Source organism: Actinomyces sp. oral taxon 181 (genome assembly GCF_018370895.1).
Taxonomy (GTDB): Bacteria; Actinomycetota; Actinomycetes; order Actinomycetales; family Actinomycetaceae; genus Pauljensenia.
Genome location: NZ_JAGYZL010000007.1, coordinates 24,250 through 39,695, shown reverse-complemented (window position 1 = coordinate 39,695; position 15,446 = coordinate 24,250). Strand labels below are relative to the sequence as shown.

General features: G+C 54.6%; 16 protein-coding genes and 3 tRNA genes. 18 read left to right on the top strand and 1 reads right to left on the bottom strand.

Going from position 1 to position 15,446, the window contains the following annotated elements:
* Window positions 1-96 precede the first annotated feature (96 nt).
* The 14 genes from KHW85_RS04555 to KHW85_RS04490 all read left to right on the top strand — a co-directional run bounded on the left by KHW85_RS04555 (window position 97) and on the right by KHW85_RS04490 (window position 12,026).
* Window positions 97-1,575 carry an alanine/glycine:cation symporter family protein gene (locus tag KHW85_RS04555; RefSeq protein WP_291457305.1) on the top strand — a complete coding sequence of 493 codons (1,479 nt, stop codon included), beginning with the start codon at window positions 97-99 and terminating at the stop codon, window positions 1,573-1,575.
* A 27-nt stretch (window positions 1,576-1,602) separates the two neighbouring features.
* The gene (locus tag KHW85_RS04550; protein WP_156335256.1) at window positions 1,603-2,370 is read left to right on the top strand and encodes a fumarylacetoacetate hydrolase family protein; all 768 of its coding nucleotides are present in this window, start codon (window positions 1,603-1,605) and stop codon (window positions 2,368-2,370) included.
* Window positions 2,371-2,448: 78 nt separating this feature from the next.
* Window positions 2,449-2,931 (top strand): hypothetical protein, encoded by a 483-nt coding sequence (locus KHW85_RS04545; protein ID WP_291458969.1) that lies wholly within the window; start codon window positions 2,449-2,451, stop codon window positions 2,929-2,931.
* A gap of 20 nt (window positions 2,932-2,951) precedes the next feature.
* Complete coding sequence (locus KHW85_RS04540; protein ID WP_291458968.1) at window positions 2,952-3,281, top strand: hypothetical protein; 330 nt, start codon at window positions 2,952-2,954, stop codon at window positions 3,279-3,281.
* A complete protein-coding gene (locus KHW85_RS04535; protein WP_291458967.1) occupies window positions 3,281-3,499 on the top strand; it encodes a hypothetical protein in 219 nt (72 codons plus the stop codon). The genes KHW85_RS04540 and KHW85_RS04535 overlap by 1 nt, the downstream gene beginning before the upstream one ends.
* A gap of 73 nt (window positions 3,500-3,572) precedes the next feature.
* Window positions 3,573-4,016, top strand: a complete 444-nt coding sequence (locus tag KHW85_RS04530) for a hypothetical protein (RefSeq protein WP_291458966.1) — start codon at window positions 3,573-3,575, stop codon at window positions 4,014-4,016.
* Window positions 4,017-4,077: 61 nt separating this feature from the next.
* Window positions 4,078-4,506: a glycohydrolase toxin TNT-related protein gene (locus KHW85_RS04525; protein WP_291458965.1), complete on the top strand. Its 429-nt coding sequence runs from the start codon at window positions 4,078-4,080 to the stop codon at window positions 4,504-4,506.
* Entirely contained in the window at window positions 4,503-5,027 is a 525-nt protein-coding gene (locus KHW85_RS04520; protein WP_291458964.1) for a hypothetical protein, read from the top strand. The genes KHW85_RS04525 and KHW85_RS04520 overlap by 4 nt, the downstream gene beginning before the upstream one ends.
* A gap of 132 nt (window positions 5,028-5,159) precedes the next feature.
* Window positions 5,160-5,621 carry a YbaB/EbfC family nucleoid-associated protein gene (locus tag KHW85_RS04515; RefSeq protein WP_291458963.1) on the top strand — a complete coding sequence of 154 codons (462 nt, stop codon included), beginning with the start codon at window positions 5,160-5,162 and terminating at the stop codon, window positions 5,619-5,621.
* A 17-nt stretch (window positions 5,622-5,638) separates the two neighbouring features.
* Window positions 5,639-7,207, top strand: a complete 1,569-nt coding sequence (locus tag KHW85_RS04510) for a TNT domain-containing protein (protein WP_291458962.1) — start codon at window positions 5,639-5,641, stop codon at window positions 7,205-7,207.
* The gene (locus tag KHW85_RS04505; protein ID WP_291458961.1) at window positions 7,197-7,742 is read left to right on the top strand and encodes a hypothetical protein; all 546 of its coding nucleotides are present in this window, start codon (window positions 7,197-7,199) and stop codon (window positions 7,740-7,742) included. The genes KHW85_RS04510 and KHW85_RS04505 overlap by 11 nt, the downstream gene beginning before the upstream one ends.
* Before the next feature lie 1,225 nt (window positions 7,743-8,967).
* Entirely contained in the window at window positions 8,968-9,513 is a 546-nt protein-coding gene (locus tag KHW85_RS04500) for a hypothetical protein (protein WP_291458960.1), read from the top strand.
* Between the two features lie 226 nt (window positions 9,514-9,739).
* Complete coding sequence (locus KHW85_RS04495) at window positions 9,740-11,203, top strand: cytosine permease (protein WP_291458959.1); 1,464 nt, start codon at window positions 9,740-9,742, stop codon at window positions 11,201-11,203.
* 19 nt (window positions 11,204-11,222) lie between these two features.
* On the top strand, window positions 11,223-12,026 hold the full coding sequence (locus KHW85_RS04490) for a purine-nucleoside phosphorylase (protein WP_291458958.1): 804 nt from the start codon (window positions 11,223-11,225) through the stop codon (window positions 12,024-12,026).
* A 27-nt stretch (window positions 12,027-12,053) separates the two neighbouring features.
* Here KHW85_RS04490 and KHW85_RS04485 read toward each other — a convergent pair whose 3' ends face one another.
* Window positions 12,054-13,217: an aminotransferase class I/II-fold pyridoxal phosphate-dependent enzyme gene (locus KHW85_RS04485; protein WP_291458957.1), complete on the bottom strand. Its 1,164-nt coding sequence runs from the start codon at window positions 13,215-13,217 to the stop codon at window positions 12,054-12,056.
* Window positions 13,218-13,429: 212 nt separating this feature from the next.
* Here KHW85_RS04485 and gltX point away from each other — a divergent pair, with 212 nt between their 5' ends.
* The 4 genes from gltX to KHW85_RS04465 all read left to right on the top strand — a co-directional run bounded on the left by gltX (window position 13,430) and on the right by KHW85_RS04465 (window position 15,380).
* Window positions 13,430-14,938 carry a glutamate--tRNA ligase gene (gltX, locus tag KHW85_RS04480; RefSeq protein ID WP_291458956.1) on the top strand — a complete coding sequence of 503 codons (1,509 nt, stop codon included), beginning with the start codon at window positions 13,430-13,432 and terminating at the stop codon, window positions 14,936-14,938.
* 142 nt (window positions 14,939-15,080) lie between these two features.
* Window positions 15,081-15,155: transfer RNA gene (locus tag KHW85_RS04475), tRNA-Gln, on the top strand.
* A 26-nt stretch (window positions 15,156-15,181) separates the two neighbouring features.
* Window positions 15,182-15,254, top strand: a tRNA-Glu gene (locus KHW85_RS04470).
* A gap of 53 nt (window positions 15,255-15,307) precedes the next feature.
* Window positions 15,308-15,380, top strand: a tRNA-Glu gene (locus tag KHW85_RS04465).
* Window positions 15,381-15,446: the final 66 nt, after the last annotated feature.

Genomic DNA, 15,446 nt, shown 5'->3' with positions numbered 1-15,446 from the left:
CCAGTTTGCGGCTAAAAGCGAAGAAGATCGCCCCATCGCGATAGACTTCGAGGCGCTGACCCACAACCTTATTGAAAGTAGATAGCGGAGGAACGAATGGCGGATCTGGCACAGTCCATCCAAAATATTGCTGACTGGATCACCTTGCACCTGACCGTGTGGATCCTGATTGGCACGGGGCTTTACCTCACAGTGCGATCGCGATTCATGCAGATCCGTCAATTCCCTGAAATGATCCGCTCAATTTCGGGTTCTCGCGGTGGTGCACAGGGTGGAATTTCCTCCTTCCAGGCATTCACGATCTCCCTAGCCGCACGCGTGGGCGTCGGTAACGTCTTTGGCGTGGCCGTTGCGCTGCTCATGGGTGGCCCTGGCGCGATCTTCTGGATGTGGGTCGTTGCCTTGGTCGGTATGTCGACCGCCTTTTTCGAGGCCACACTTGCGCAGATCTTCAAGGTTCGTTCGGCTGATGGAACCTTCCGCGGAGGCCCTGCCTACTACATTGCACGAGGCATGAAGAATAAGGTTTTGGCAAGCATTTTTGCTGTCATCACGGTTGTGACCTGTGCATTTGTTATCACATCCGTGCAGTCCAACGCGATCGCAACGACTCTTCTGGGCGCGCTCAGCCCCTCGAGCCGCGAACCTCTGCCGGGACTGGGCGGCCTTTCCAGTGCGCACCTGGTCATCGCAGCACTGCTCTTTGTCTTCTCGGCCATGGTGATTTTCGGTGGAATTAAGACCGTGGCTCGCGTGACCGAATGGATGGCACCGATTATGGCGACTGTTTATGTCGTGATGGTCGCTGTCATCTGCGTGATGAACCTGCCCAAGTTCGGTTCTGTTCTGGGACAAATCTTCGCAAGTGCGTTTGCCCCGCAACCAACGCTTGCAGGCCTCGGCGGTGGGATTATCGCTGCGGTCATCAACGGTACGAAGCGTGGCCTCTTCTCCAACGAGGCCGGTCAGGGTACTGCTCCCAATGCGGCTGCAACCGCCACCGTCGCTCACCCCGTTCGTCAGGGCCTCATCCAGTCGCTGGGCGTTTTCGTTGACACGATCATCGTGTGTACCGCAACCGCTTTCGTCATCCTGATTGCTGGCGAAAAGGTCTGGTCGAACCCCGAGGCAAACCCCGCGAACCTCACGACACTTGCTGTGGCCGACCAACTGGGGCAGTGGACCATCATGCCGATGTCGATTCTGATCTTCGTGCTTGCCTACTCATCGATCATTGCGGCCTACGTCTATTCCGAAATCAACCTGTCCTTTGTCGTGAAGTCGAAGGCTGCGACTTGGACTGTTCGAGTGATCTCCGTTGCCTCGGTCGTGATCGGTTCGCTGACCACTCTGGATCTTGTATGGAACTCCGTCGATATCGCGATGGCCATCATGACTTTGACGAACTTGGTTGCCTTGATTGTCCTAGCTCCGTGGGGTCTGGGTGCTCTTCGTGACTACGAGGCTCAGCGTCGTCGCGGCATTGCAGATCCTGTCTTCGTTGCGCAGGGTAATGACCTTCTTCCGGGCGACCTTCCCGGTGATATTTGGGCTGCAGAACCCGCTTCGCGTTAGGCTACAGGCAAGACTTAGGAGGTCGCGATGCGCATTGCTCGTTTCTCGCAAGGAAGCTCTATTCACTACGGGGCTTTGGAAGATGAATCGACCCGGATTGTTGGTTTGAAGGGCGATCCTTTGTTTTCGCCGGTCGAGCCCTCTGGCCAGATCTTTGAACTGGATGAGGTTCGCTTGCTTTCTCCGGTGATCCCCCGGTCGAAAGTCATTGGTCTGGGCGGAAACTACCCGGCACCTGGCGAGCAGCGCAGTGAGGATCCGGCGCGTCCCTCCGTCTTCTTCAAGCCGAATACTGCCGTCATTGGCCCGGATGATCCGATTGTCTTTCCTTCCTGGGGACAGGAAATCTTTTACGAGGCCGAGCTTGCCGTGGTCATCAAGACGCTGGCCAAGGACGTCAGCGTAGAGGACGCCTCTTCCGTGATCTTGGGTTACACCTGCGCGAATGACTTGACCGCTGCGGATGCAGCTCGCGATGACGGGGGAGCACTTGGTCGCGCGAAGAGTTGGGATACCGCGTGCCCGCTGGGTCCGTGGATCACTGTTGGCGGGGATTTTGATCCCGACAATGCTGAAATTTCGGTTCGCATCAATGGGGAAGAACGCGGGAGTGGAAGCACCTCTCAAATGGGATATTCCGTTGCGCGGATTGTTTCCTATGTGTCGGGGATCTGCACGCTTCTGCCCGGAGATGTCATCTTGACCGGCACTCCGGCCGGCGGACCGCTCAAGCACGGTGAACGCGTCGAGGTTGAGGTCGCAGGAATTGGGACGCTAACAAACCTGGCGATGTGAACCTTATTTCTGATCGCATAGTGACCCTTTTCTCCATGAATTTTGTGCCTCTAGGGACGGTGGATGTAGCGTAAATACATGGCGGATATGTCAGGTTTAGGTGGATTTGGTAAACACCACAGCAGTAGTGCCTTTGGCGGTGTTGATGAACTGCTAGCAGCAATTGACGCACAAGTCGAGGAGTCTAATAAAGCTGCAGCAGGCGCCTTCGAATTTGTTGAGCGCATGAGGGATATCCGCGGCGAAGGTGAATCAAAAGATCACGCGGTTCGTGTCGTCGTTGATTCCTCTGGAACTCCCGTTGAGGTTCAGGTTCCTGATCATCCAGCTCTTGGCCACGCCTTCCTTGAGGCGTTCAAACATGCTCGTCAAGATGCCGGTGCTCGCGTAGCAGATGCTGCTGTCGATGCTTATGGAGATTCCTCTATTGAAGCTCAAGTGCTCGTAAAAACCTATGGTTCGCATCAAGAGCACGCCGATGAGAACGCTGGAGCGCATGCCGCATTCGATCATTTTGGTCGTCTAGATGCACGAGCACTTCGCCATGCTGGAGACAAGTGAAGGTCATTTAAGGAGAAAAGATGAATGAAGTAGCTTGGCAGCCGGGTGACGCTGCACTTCTTGCAGGACGCATCGCATCTCAAGCGGGGGAAGTGAACTCTTTGGTCAGTGAAGCCCGCGGTGCAAGTGTCGGCTCTAATTCTTTTGGCCTGATGATTTCCCCCTTAGTGACCCCGATCGCTGAACTTTTCTTGGATGTCATGGGAACTGCGATCTCCGAAGCCGGGGCAAGCTGCTCTGATCTGTCGTCCGCATTGAAGAAGGTCAATGCGGACTTCCAGGAGATGGAGTCCGGCAATATCTCCGCTGTTCAAACTAGTGGAGAGATGGCTAACGGGGATGCTCGTTGATGGCTGCTCCTCACACTCCAGGGGCTACCGCAACAGGGACCGCAGGTGGGCAAGCTGGGGCGTCGGCCTCGGCGCAGGGAGGAGAAGATCCCTGGTACACGGGAGGCGGTGCGCGTCAGCTTCGTATCCTCGATGCAGAAGGCAACCCTAAGAGCGTTGCGGATCTTCTAAATTTGGAGATTTTGGAGGGTGTGGAGGTTCCTGTTGGACTTCGTTGAGCGTTTCGCTCAAGCGGTGAATGCCGCTTGGGGGGATCAAGTGAGGGGAAGTCTAGAACCAGGAGATTCCCTGGTGGTTTACCCCTCTTCTGCTGCAGCAGAACCATTTGGCGTGTATTTCGACGACAATACGTACTCCTTTTACACATACGAGCGCGGTTCGCGTGTTGGTCCCGAGTTTCAATCTGACGATGTCAGAGTGGTCGAACACTGTCTGACTCTGAGTGTGGGCAATGCGCTTCGAGTTGCGCAGGAGTTCGAGAAGCTAGCGTTGTACAACACTGCTCCAATCCGTTCTGGATGGACAATGGTTCCATCGGCATCAGCAAGTAATCCGGGGTTCACCGCGATTCGTTCAGATCGTGGTGTTTTCTATCCCTGCGCGGGGGCAAACCGTTGGCTGCTCGCGGGGCTCTCTCACGTGGTTGAGTATTCGCCGCTTGACGTGTTGGAGTGCTACTTGTGTGAGGATGCAGCGCCGCTTTTAACGCAGTGGCTTTCGAAGTCCGCAGGATGACAAGTTTCGTGGCATATGATGGGAAGCAGCTCACGGAAAGGTGAAATACATGGATTCAGTGATGACTCCAGAGTCTAAGGAACCGCAGGGGCCTTGGCGTTGGTTGATGGACAGTGAAGAAGTCAGTTCTTCACTGGTGCGTTCCAGCATTGAGCAGTTCACCAGCCTGGAGGCCTACACCTCTAAGTTTGGCGATATGGTCGACATGATCGGCTACCCCTATCTTTCGCGCGTGTGGCAGGTTGATCCCAATGGCAAGCCCTATTCTTTTGAGCAGCGCTGCCTGGCAATTACCGATGTTCACTCGCCCTATTACGCGTACACGATTGCGAAGCTTCCCGTATATGCGTTGATTTCAACCGGAATTACTGCACCGAACTTCGGAATGGAAGGTGGCGCGCGGGAAGTACGTTTCATCTACGGTGGCGAACTTTTGACGGTCGCCGAGTGCGTTGAACTGGGTATCTTGAAGGGACGGTCTCTGTCATGAGTACTACCAGTCAACTGATTGAATTCGCTAAATCTTCTGGCGCTTTCTGGATGAATCGCGGCACTGGTATCGCACTGACGTGGGATAGTGGTATTTACTGGCATAACTTGTGGACCGAACACGATGATCGGGGCACTTTGCTGTACAAGTATGGTCCCAGTGAACGTTGGGAGGATCGCTCGACTTTCGTTGCTTCTCCCTTCGAGGATTGGACGGCAAAGGGCGCGATTATCCACGTGGGCGAGTTCGCCCGAAGCTATCTGGGTTGGGATCCGATCGTCATTCCGCAGGTTGATTCTGATCCCGTTGCTCATCCTTACGTGTATTCGCAGTTCTTTCCTTGGGTTGGAGGGCTTGAGTTGGACGGAAAAGTCCTGCCTTTGACCGTCCGCACAATGTTCCCCACCCACCGAGAACTCACTGAGTTTGCGCATATTGCGACCCTTGATTCGCAGACGCTCCTTGATGCGTATATGTCTGAAGATGGTGGTGCCTTGCGGAATTGGGTTCGTCATAGTTAGTTTCTCGATTTTCGAGGCCGAGGCAGCCGGGTGGACGTGTTGAGTTCATCCGGCTGCTTCTCGTCTTGTGAAGTCTCTCTGGACCTTCTTTTGAATTTTGAGATTGTGGGGGCGTGGTTGTAGCGTAAGAGCATGGATAAAAGCTTTGGTTTGGACCGCGTTGAGGCGGCTCGGGCTGAGCTGCGCGAGGAAGTTGAGGCTGCGCTTCAGCGAGGCAGTAGGGCGCAGTCATTTCTTGAACTGCTTGAGGACGTTCGGGGCGAGGGAGCGTCGAAAGGCGGTGTAGTTCGCGTGACTGTCGACTCTTCGGGAATGCCCATTAGCGTCGTTGTCGACGGTTTTCCAAAGCTTGGTGATGCATTTATCGAGGCGTTTAGGCGGGCTGTGCAGGATTTGGGCGCAGGCATTGCTGACCGAGCGATGGACTCCTATGGGGCATCGTCTGTGGAATCGCGCGAGTTTTTGCAAGCTTTTGGCAGTAGGCGTGAAATTAGCGCGGGACTTGAGTTAGCTGTTCGCGGTGGGTTTGACCGTTTTGGCTGTTTGCGTCCTGAAGGTGTGCGTCGAGCGGCTGCAGGCCGATCCGGTGATTGATCTAGGAGGGGTGTGCGGTGAGCGTTGCGGAAGAAGTTGAAGCTCCCGGATTATCGACGGGGAAACATCCAGATCCGAAGCTTACGGTCGTTCCGGATAGTCCGACTACTGCGAATCAGGAAAGCGGGTATTCGTCTGAACATCCGTGGTACACGGGCGGTGGAGCCTTGGAAGATATCGCAGGTATCGCAGGCGCGGTTGAGTCGAAGAGCTGGCTTGACGGTGGTTTGTCGGGCTTGTCGTTGGTTGCCGATACTGCGTCAATGTTTTTCGATCCCTTAGGTACAGCACTGTCGTGGGGCGTAGCGATGATCATGGATCACTGTGACCCTCTGCGCAGCTGGTTGCACAAGCTTGCAGGAAATCAGGACGACGTATCGGCCAAGGCTAATACATGGCGCAATGTTGCGTGTGCCTTGGAAGAAAACGCTAAGCGGATGGATGCTAATGTTGCGTCATTTACGCAGTATTCCAGGGGACAAGCTGCCAATTCTTTTGCTGAGTCTGCTGGCGGCGTAAACGCGCTGATTGTGGGGGCTGCACAGGGAGCTCGCGTGCTGTCGCAGGGCTTGGAGATTCTTGCGGGTGTGGTCGAGGTCGTGTATTCGATTGTGCGCGATGCGATCTCTCAGATTGTAGGTACGTTTATTAGCGCTGTTATTCAGGCGCTGCTGACGGCTGGTTTGGCCTTGGCAAAATTAATACCTGAGATCAGCGTGAAGGTTTCTGCTTGGGTATCCAAGCTGTGGGGGCATATCGATAGTTTGCTGTCCTCGGCCGGCAAGCTTGTTACCTTGTTCAAGAGCGGTGGCGATCTGATCGCTTCAATGGTGAAGAAGATTAAGACTGGGCTGAAAGTAGGCTTTGGTAAAGGGCATGCTCCCGCGCCGCATGAACCCCGACACTCTGCGAAAGGCCCCAAGCGTAGGCAACCGCAGTCGCGCATTAAGGAAGACCCCAATTCCGTGCGTTCGCGTCAGGATCTACTTGACGATGTGCCTTACGAGCCCATGAATGCAGACCTAGATAAGTCGATTGTGAATATTGGACGGATTAAGGGCATTAAGGGTGTTGATCTTGTTCATAATTCAGACAACGTCTGTGGTTTCGGGAACGGCGGTAAGCCCAGGACCTATTCAGAGTGGCTCGACGAGCATAAAACGACGTATGTTAATTCGCAGGGACAGACGAAGATCGGGCACGATTGGCCACCTAATGACGGGTATGCAGGCGAACCGAAACTCTCTTCGTTTGCAGAGTATTCGTCCGAGCACGGTGTGATCGTGGACCGCGTTGGAGGACCCAATGGAGAATTCTTGGGTGCTGTAGAAGGCGGGCGTGTTGCTTCATTTGAAGAACGTGGGCTTCCCCCTGCCTCAGTGCATCAACCTTACTATCAGTATGTTTTTACCGGCCATATGCCCGAGGGGTGGAATATTGAGCACGGGATTGCTGCACCATGGGAAAGCGAGTGCGGTGGGGTACGTCAGTTGAGAATTCTCGATGAGCTTGGAAGTCCGGTAAAAATCACGAAATTAATTGAAATGGGCGTTTTAAAAGGCGTGGAGGTGCCTGTTGGATTTTAGTGAGCGTCTTGGTCAGGTAATGCATGAGGTCTGGGGATGTGACGTGGTGGGTGATCTGGGGAAGGATGGTTATTTGGAGTTCTTTCCCAGGGACATGGTCTCTGAACCGAAGGTAGTGCATCGTAAGGAGGGTTTGTTTGCCTATTACGAGTATGAGCGCGGCAATATCGGGGCACCGGTTTTTCAGTCGAGTAGTTTGCGTGTGATGGAGCATTGTTTAACTCTGTGCTATGGGAATCCTCTTCGTAAAAGCCTGGGGTTTCAGCCTCTTCGTCTTGTTCGTAATTTGTCTATGCGTCCGGGATGGTCGTTGGTTCCGCTGGATTCAAAGCCTTGGCATGGGTTTGTGGGTATACGAAATAGTGAAGGTGTATTTTTCTCATGTAAGACATGGGAAGATTATCTTCTTTCGGCGTTGTCGTATGTTGTTGAGTTTTCGCCTCTAGACGTGCTGGAGTGTTATTTGCGGCCGGATGCTGGTCCGCTCCTAAGTCAGTGGATCGATCTTGAGTGGACGCCTGAGGAGGATGAATAGGGCTTCTTTATTGAGGGGTTAGTTTTCTCAGCGTGGAGGTGCCTGTTGGACTTTAGCGAGCGTTTCTCTCATGCGCTTCAAGCGACGTTAGGAATGGAAATGCATGGGCAGCTCGGCGAACCTGGGCTTGTGCGTTTTTCCCCTTCAACGGTGACGTTTGGTACTGAGGAGCTTGAGTATCGGGACGGTGTGTATTCGTTTTACCAATATGAGCGTGCGTCACGTGGCGGAGCTTCTTTTAAATCGAGTAGTTTGCATGTGATGGAGCACTGTTTGACCTTGCATTTCGGGAAGCGCTTCCGGATCTGGTCAAACTATAAGCTACTTACGCTGGACGAATGCTCAGTGCCTCGCGTTGGTTGGTCCCTTGTGCCGGTTGGAGATGGGAGGCAAACTGGTTATTTAGGTATTCGTTCTGAGAGTGGAGTTTTCTATTCGTGTAAAACGTATGGGAGTTGGTTGCTCTCATGCCTGTCTTATGTTGTCGAGTATTCGCCTCTAGACGTGTTGGAGTGTTATTTGCGTCCGGATGCGGGACCGCTCCTGACTCAGTGGGTCGATTGTGAGTCGAAGCCTGAGGAGGAGTAGGACCTTTTGATTGTTGGGCTCTAGTTTTCTAAGCGTGGAGGTGCCTGTTGGACTTTAGCGAGCGTTTCTCTCAGGTTCTACAACAGACGTGGGGATATAACACCGACGGTAATTTAGACAGGGAAGGCTCTCTTGTTTTTTATTTGGGAGGATCCGTTTCGGAGGAAACGAGCGTGTGTTTCGAGGGTGGCATCTACTCGTTCTATGTATATGAGCGTGGTGAGCGTGGGAATCCTCTGATTCAGTCGAGTCGTCTGAATGTAATGGAGCATTGTCTAACACTCAAATATGCAAATTCATTTCGAATAAAACGAGGGTTTCCTCCTCTTCAGCTCTACCGCACTATTCGAATGCATGTTGAATGGTCGTTGGTTCCAGTGGATTCAAAGCCATGGCATGGGTTTTTTGGCATTCGAAGGAATACTGGTGTTTTCGTCCCGTGTAGGACGACGGATGATGATCTTCTTTCTTCTCTTTCTTATGTTGTTGAGTTTTCGCCTTTGGATGTGTTGGAGTGTTATTTGCATCCTGATGCTGGTCCGCTCCTGAGTCAGTGGGTTGATCGTGAGTGGATACCTGAGGAGGATGAATAGGGCTTCTTGTTGAGGGGATAGTTTTCTACGTGTGGAGGTGCCTGTTGGATTTTAGCGAGCGTCTTGGTCAGGTGATTTATGCTACTTGGGGTTTTAAGGCGACCGGTAACCTGGAAAAAGAGGGTTTCCTTGAATTTAGTCCTCCTGGACCTACTGGCCAACCTGAAGCTGTTGATCTTCGCGACGGAATCTATTCGTTTTATATGTATGAGCGTAATCAGCGAGGTGCTCCTGTTTTTCAGTCGAGTAGTTTGCGTGTGATGGAGCATTGTTTAACTCTGTGCTATGGGAATCCTCTTCGTAAAAGGTTAGGGTTTCAGCCTCTTCGTCTTGTTCGTAATTTGTCTATGCGTCCGGGATGGTCGTTTATTGCTGTGGATTCAAAGCCTTGGCATGGGTTTTTGGGTATACGAAATAGTGAAGGTGTATTTTTCTCATGTAAGACGCGGAAAGATTATCTTCTTTCGGCGCTGTCGTATGTTATTGAGTATTCGCCTTTGGATGTGTTGGAGTGTTATTTGCGTCCGGATGCTGGTCCGCTCCTGAGTCAGTGGGTTGATCTTGAGTGGACGCCTGAGGAGGAGGAATAGGCCTTCTTTATTGAGGGGACAGTTTTCGCAGCGTGGAGGTTCCTGTTGAACTTTAGCGAGCGGTTCTCTCACGCCAACGCAGCATCTTTTCCTGAAAAGGTGTGGGCAATCCCTCGAATCCGTTTCGTGAGCATCTGCCCTTCGCCTGCTTGCTTTCCCTATAGTTCATAGTGTGGATTGAACGCCACATGAACTGCGGTAACACGAATGCAGAGGAGCATTGTTCATGAGTGAGACCACCCAGGTTGCGTCTGGTCTAAACATCGAGATGGCCGGCCTAGATGTGATCCCCGAATCCGAAAGAAAAGGCACACCATCGTCCTTATTCATGCCTTGGTTTGCCGCTAATATCTCTGTCCTCGGTATTTCCTGGGGTTCGTGGGTGCTGGGCTTTGGCCTTTCACTCACGCAGGCGATCCTTGTGAGCGTTGTTGGCGTTGCACTCTCATTCCTTCTGTGTGGACTGATCGCTATCGCCGGCAAGCGAGGATCTGCACCAACCCTAGTGCTCTCTCGCGCGGCATTCGGATATAACGGAAACCGTATCTCCGCAGCAATCTCCTGGATCCTTACTGTTGGGTGGGAGACCTTCCTTGCCATCATGGCGGTTCAGGCAACCGCGACCGTCATGGGAGCGCTTGGTTTCAGCAACCACCTGCTTGCACAGATCATCGCCTTGATCGTCGTTGTTGTCCTTGCAGCGGGAGCGGGCATCCTCGGATTTGAAGCGATCATGAAGGTCCAAACGTGGATCACCTGGGCGACGGCAATCCTCACGATCGTCTACCTTCTGCTCTCGGCCTCGACAATCAACTTCGCGGTCCTTTCTGCACGTCCCGCGGCTCCCTTCGCAATGCTCCTGGGTGCGATGTGCATGCTTATGGTTGGTTTTGGTTTTGGATGGATTAACGCAGCAGCGGACTATTCACGCTACCTTCCTCGCAAGGCCTCAACCGCCGGGGTCGTTGGTTGGACGACCGCAGGTGCTGCGCTGCCCGTCATTATCTTGGTGATCTTCGGTGTGCTGCTGGTTGGTTCCAACTACGACACTCTCTCTGAAGCCATCGGCAACGACCCAATCGGCGCGTTGACAACAATTCTTCCGACCTGGTTCCTGATCCCCTTTGCGATCGTTGCAATCCTTGGCCTTGTCGGTGGAATCGTTATGGATATCTATTCTTCTGGACTTTCCTTGTTGGCAACTGGCGTCCCGGTGACCCGCCCCGTTGCCACCGCAATCGACGGCACCATCATGACCATCGGAACGATCGTCGTTGTCTTCTTCGCTGATTCCTTCCTCACTCCTTTCACTGCCTTCCTCACAACCCTTGGCGTGGTCATTGCCACCTGGGGCGGCGTCATGCTTGCTGACATCGCGCTCCGTCATCAGGACTACGACGAGCCCTCACTCTTCACATCAACGGGACGCTACGGTTCCGTTAACTGGGGAGCTATCGTCACACTGGCTGTCGGTTCCTTCGTTGGCTGGGGCTTTGTTGTCAATGCGAATGCCTCGTGGCTTGCATGGCAGGGCTATCTCCTTGGTCCGCTCGGAGGTCGAGAGGGAGATTGGGCCGGTTCCAACATCGGAATCCTTCTTGCCCTTCTCGTAGGCTTCTGCGGATATTGGCTGACCAGTGCGCGTCGCGTTCGTGCGCAGGAAGCCACCCCTTCCCACACGCTCGGCTAAATGTTGAGGAAGGTGTGCTTTGACAGCTGATCCCCGTTTTTCTTCTGTTCTTTTTGATCCCGAGGCCACTGTCGCCGCGGAGCAAATCCGTTCCCTTTGCGGGGGAGTGCCCTTCGCGTTGGTCGTCTTGGGATCGGGCTTAGCGAATGCTCTTAATGAGCAGTGGGGAGCGCCATCGGCCTCGCAGCCTTTGGGGTCACTTCCTGGTGTGCGCGTCCCGGTTGCGGATGGACACCTCAATGAACTTCGTGTCTACATGCGCGAATGTGGCCCCGTTCTGGTTGCGAGCGGACGAACTCACCTGTACGAGGGACACGGGCCTCTTGCTGTCACCGCACTGATCCGTGCAGCTGCGTGCGCGGGCATCCAACGCGCAATTGTGACCAATGCGAACGGATGCCTGCGTGACTGGTCTCTGGGTGATGTCATGGTCATTACGGATCACATGAACCTCAGCGGTTCCTCGCCATTTGACGGCCCCCTGTTTGTCGACATCTCACAGGTTTGGGACACTGAGATGAGCAAGAGGATGCGTGAGCACTGTGGTCGAGAGGGAACCTATGCCTTCCTTCGTGGGCCCGAGTATCAAACAGGTGCAGAAAGCCGAGCCTTAGCGCAATTGGGCGTTGATTGCGTTGGGATGTCGACCGTTCTTGAGGCAATAACCGCTCACGCACTCGGAGTGCGTGTTGCCGGTATGTCTGTTGTCTCAGACCTGTCTTTCGCCCAGGCAGAAACTGACCCGCAAGACGTTGTGGAGGCCGCGCGAAAGGCATCCACAACGGTCGTTGCCGGTATCGAGGCCGCGCTGGCCGCGGAGTGAGGACTGGCGCAGGCTGTGGGGAAAGGGCTAAAGAACGGCCAGAACCCGAGAAACCAATTCTTCAGTAACCTGCGGTGAACACGCCAAGTTTACACGCACCCACTTCGAGTAACGCTCGCCCAAGGTGACCCCTTCATTTGTCGCGATGTGCGCGCGTTGAAGCAGTGTCTTTGAAGGGTTCGGGCCCAATTCGGGGTAGGCCTCGAAACCCCACCAGGTCAGGTAGGTCGCCTGCGGGGGGCGGAAGTCGATCTCGGTGGGTGTCAGCGCCTCGGTAACGGTGCGGATATTGCCCTCGATCACGGACAGGACCTCGTGCTGCCAGTCAGCACCGTTTGTGTAGGCCTCGATTGTCCCAAGTGCGCCGATTGTTGAGGTCGAATGGGGGAGCTTTTCCTGGCACACGCGATCCCAACGCGCTCGTAATTCTTGATCGGGCACGATTACCTGGGCATTAGGCAGCCCCGCAATATTCCAGCCCTTTGTTGCCGCAGTTGCGGTGATCGTATGAGCTGCAAATTCTGCGCCCAGCCGCGCATAGGAGGTAAAGCCTCGGCCACCCAAAACCAGGGGGGAGTGGATTTCATCCGCAAAAACCAAAGCGTCGTACTCAGACACCACCATCTGCAAAGCCCGCATCTCGGATTCTGTTAACACGCGCCCCACGGGGTTCCACGGATTGCAGAGAATCACCAGGCTAGCCCCGGCCTCGAGACCTGCCTTAATTCCCTCAAGGTCAAGGGTCCAGCCGCCCGGGTATGCGTCATCGTGCAACGAGGGCACGTCGATGACCGGATGCCCCAGCGCGGGAGGAATTGTCAAGAATGGCATGTACGCGGGAGTCGGCACGATAACCGGTGATCCGGGACGCACCATGTACTGGATCATCACTTCCAATGCCGGAAGGACAGCGGGTGCCATGCGAATTGAATCAACGTCAAGATCCCAGCCGAAGCGCTTCTTCTGGAATTGCGCAGTAGCTTGGGCAACCTGTGGCGCAAGCCAACGGGGGTTGTAGCCCAGCAAACCTTCGCGAATCGCGCGGGTCATTCGCTCCTCGACACAAGGCGCGGTACCGAAATCCATCTCTGCAACCCAGGCGCCCAAGACGTCGCTGCCGTCTGCGGGCTTAACTCCCGTCCACTTCAGTGAACCAACGCGACGGAGTTCCTCAGCGCTGCAAAAATCCATGCGAAAACTTCTTTCCAAACGTGCCCTCAAAGGCAAAGCGTGTGAGCTACCTCCCAGTGTAAGGGGAGTGATGATAATTCGGAATTCGCCGTCATGGTGTGAGCGAAGGTAACAGTGCGCGCATCCCTTGGCGGGGGAGAAGCCCCGCTCAGTCCTCGCACATCCATTGAATTGACGCAGGGCTAATAAGAAGGGGGCTAAACTAGGGGATTATGAGTGTGACTACCGCAAGTGGCGCCGATGTTCGCGTCCGATTCTGCCCTTCGCCAACTGGAACTCCTCACGTGGGAATGGTCCGCACCTGCCTCTTTAACTGGGCATACGCGCGCCATACCGGAGGCACCTTCGTCTTCCGTATTGAAGACACCGATGCTGCTCGCGATTCCCAGGAATCTTTCGATCAGATTCTTGATTCGCTGCGTTGGCTGGGCCTGGATTGGGATGAAGGCATCGGTAAGGGAGGCCCGCACCCGCCGTACCGTCAGAGCGAGCGCATGGACATCTACCGCGATGTCGCCGCGAAGCTCCTCGAAGCAGGCTACGCCTACGAGTCTTACTCGACTCCCGAAGAGGTCGAAGCTCGCCACATTGCAAAGGGTGAGGATCCCAAGCTCGGTTACGACGGCTTTGATCGTGATCTGACCGAAGAACAGATTGCCGCCTACCGTGCCGAGGGACGCAAGCCGGTCCTGCGCATGCGTATGCCCGATGAAGACATTACCTTCACCGACCTGATTCGCGGAGAGATCACCTTCAAGCCCGGTTCGGTTCCGGACTACGTCATTGTCCGTGCCAATGGTCACCCGCTGTACACGCTGGTCAACCCCGTTGATGACGCGCTCATGGAAATCACGCACGTTCTGCGTGGTGAAGACCTGCTCTCTTCGACGCCTCGTCAGATCGTCCTCTACCGAGCACTGGAAGAACTGGGCATCGCTAAGTTCATGCCTCGCTTTGGTCACCTGCCCTACGTGATGGGTGAAGGAAATAAGAAGCTGTCCAAGCGTGACCCCGAATCGAACCTGCTCCTGCACCGCGAAGCCGGAATGATTCCCGAGGGCTTGAACAACTACCTGGCCCTGCTGGGTTGGTCGATCAGCCCTGATAATGATGTCTTCTCCATGGAAGAGATGGCCGCGGCCTTTGATATCGCCGATGTGAACCCGAACCCGGCACGCTTTGACCACAAGAAGTGCATCGCGATTAACGCCGAGCATATTCGTTTGCTTGCTCCGGATGATTTCCGAGGCCGTATCGTTCCCTTCCTTCACCGTGAGGGATTGGTGTCGGCTGACTCCTATGAGGAGCTGACCTCGGATGAGCAGAAGATTATGCAGCACGCCTCTCCGCTCATCCAGACCCGCATCCAGTTGCTGGGTGAGGCTCCTGGAATGCTGGGCTTCCTCTTCACTGAAGACGATGCGCTTGAGCTGGATGAAAAGTCCGTATCGAAGCTCAAGGAGAATGCTCCTGAGGTTCTGGATGCAACGATCCATTACATCGAGAACTATGACGGCCCCTTCACAACCGAGGCTCTCGAGCATGCCCTCCGTGAGCTGATTGTTGAAGGTATGGATATCAAGCCTCGCGTGGCCTTCGGTCCGATTCGCGTGGCCGTCACCGGTCGCCAGGTTTCCCCGCCGCTGTTTGAGTCCATGGAGATTTTGGGTCGCGAGAGCGTGTTGAACCGTCTGCATGCCTTGCGTAACCGACTGGGCTGAGCATCTGACTGATACCTGATCGCAGGTGCGTGGTGATCAAATATGATCAGTGCCACGTGCCTGCGATTTGGCATCTGAAGCGCATTTGAGTATTCTTTTCTCTTGTCGCCGCCTTGGGTTTTAGCCTGAGCGGATTGCGCCATGGGGTATGGTGTAATTGGCAGCACGAGTGATTCTGGTTCATTTAGTCTAGGTTCGAGTCCTGGTACCCCAGCCATCGCAAAGTTTTTTGCGAGAAGAAAGGCCCCCATCGTCTAGCGGCCTAGGACGACGCCCTCTCACGGCGTTAACACCGGTTCAAATCCGGTTGGGGGTACAAATCCTGTTCATGCCTCGGCAGAACGGGAATAGCGCACGTAGTGGCGCGCCGCCCCCATCGTCTAGCGGCCTAGGACGACGCCCTCTCACGGCGTTAACACCGGTTCAAATCCGGTTGGGGGTACAGATATCAGCAGGGCTTCGGCCCTGCTTTTTTGTTAGCTGCGCTGCCGCCCTTGGCATCTGCAAG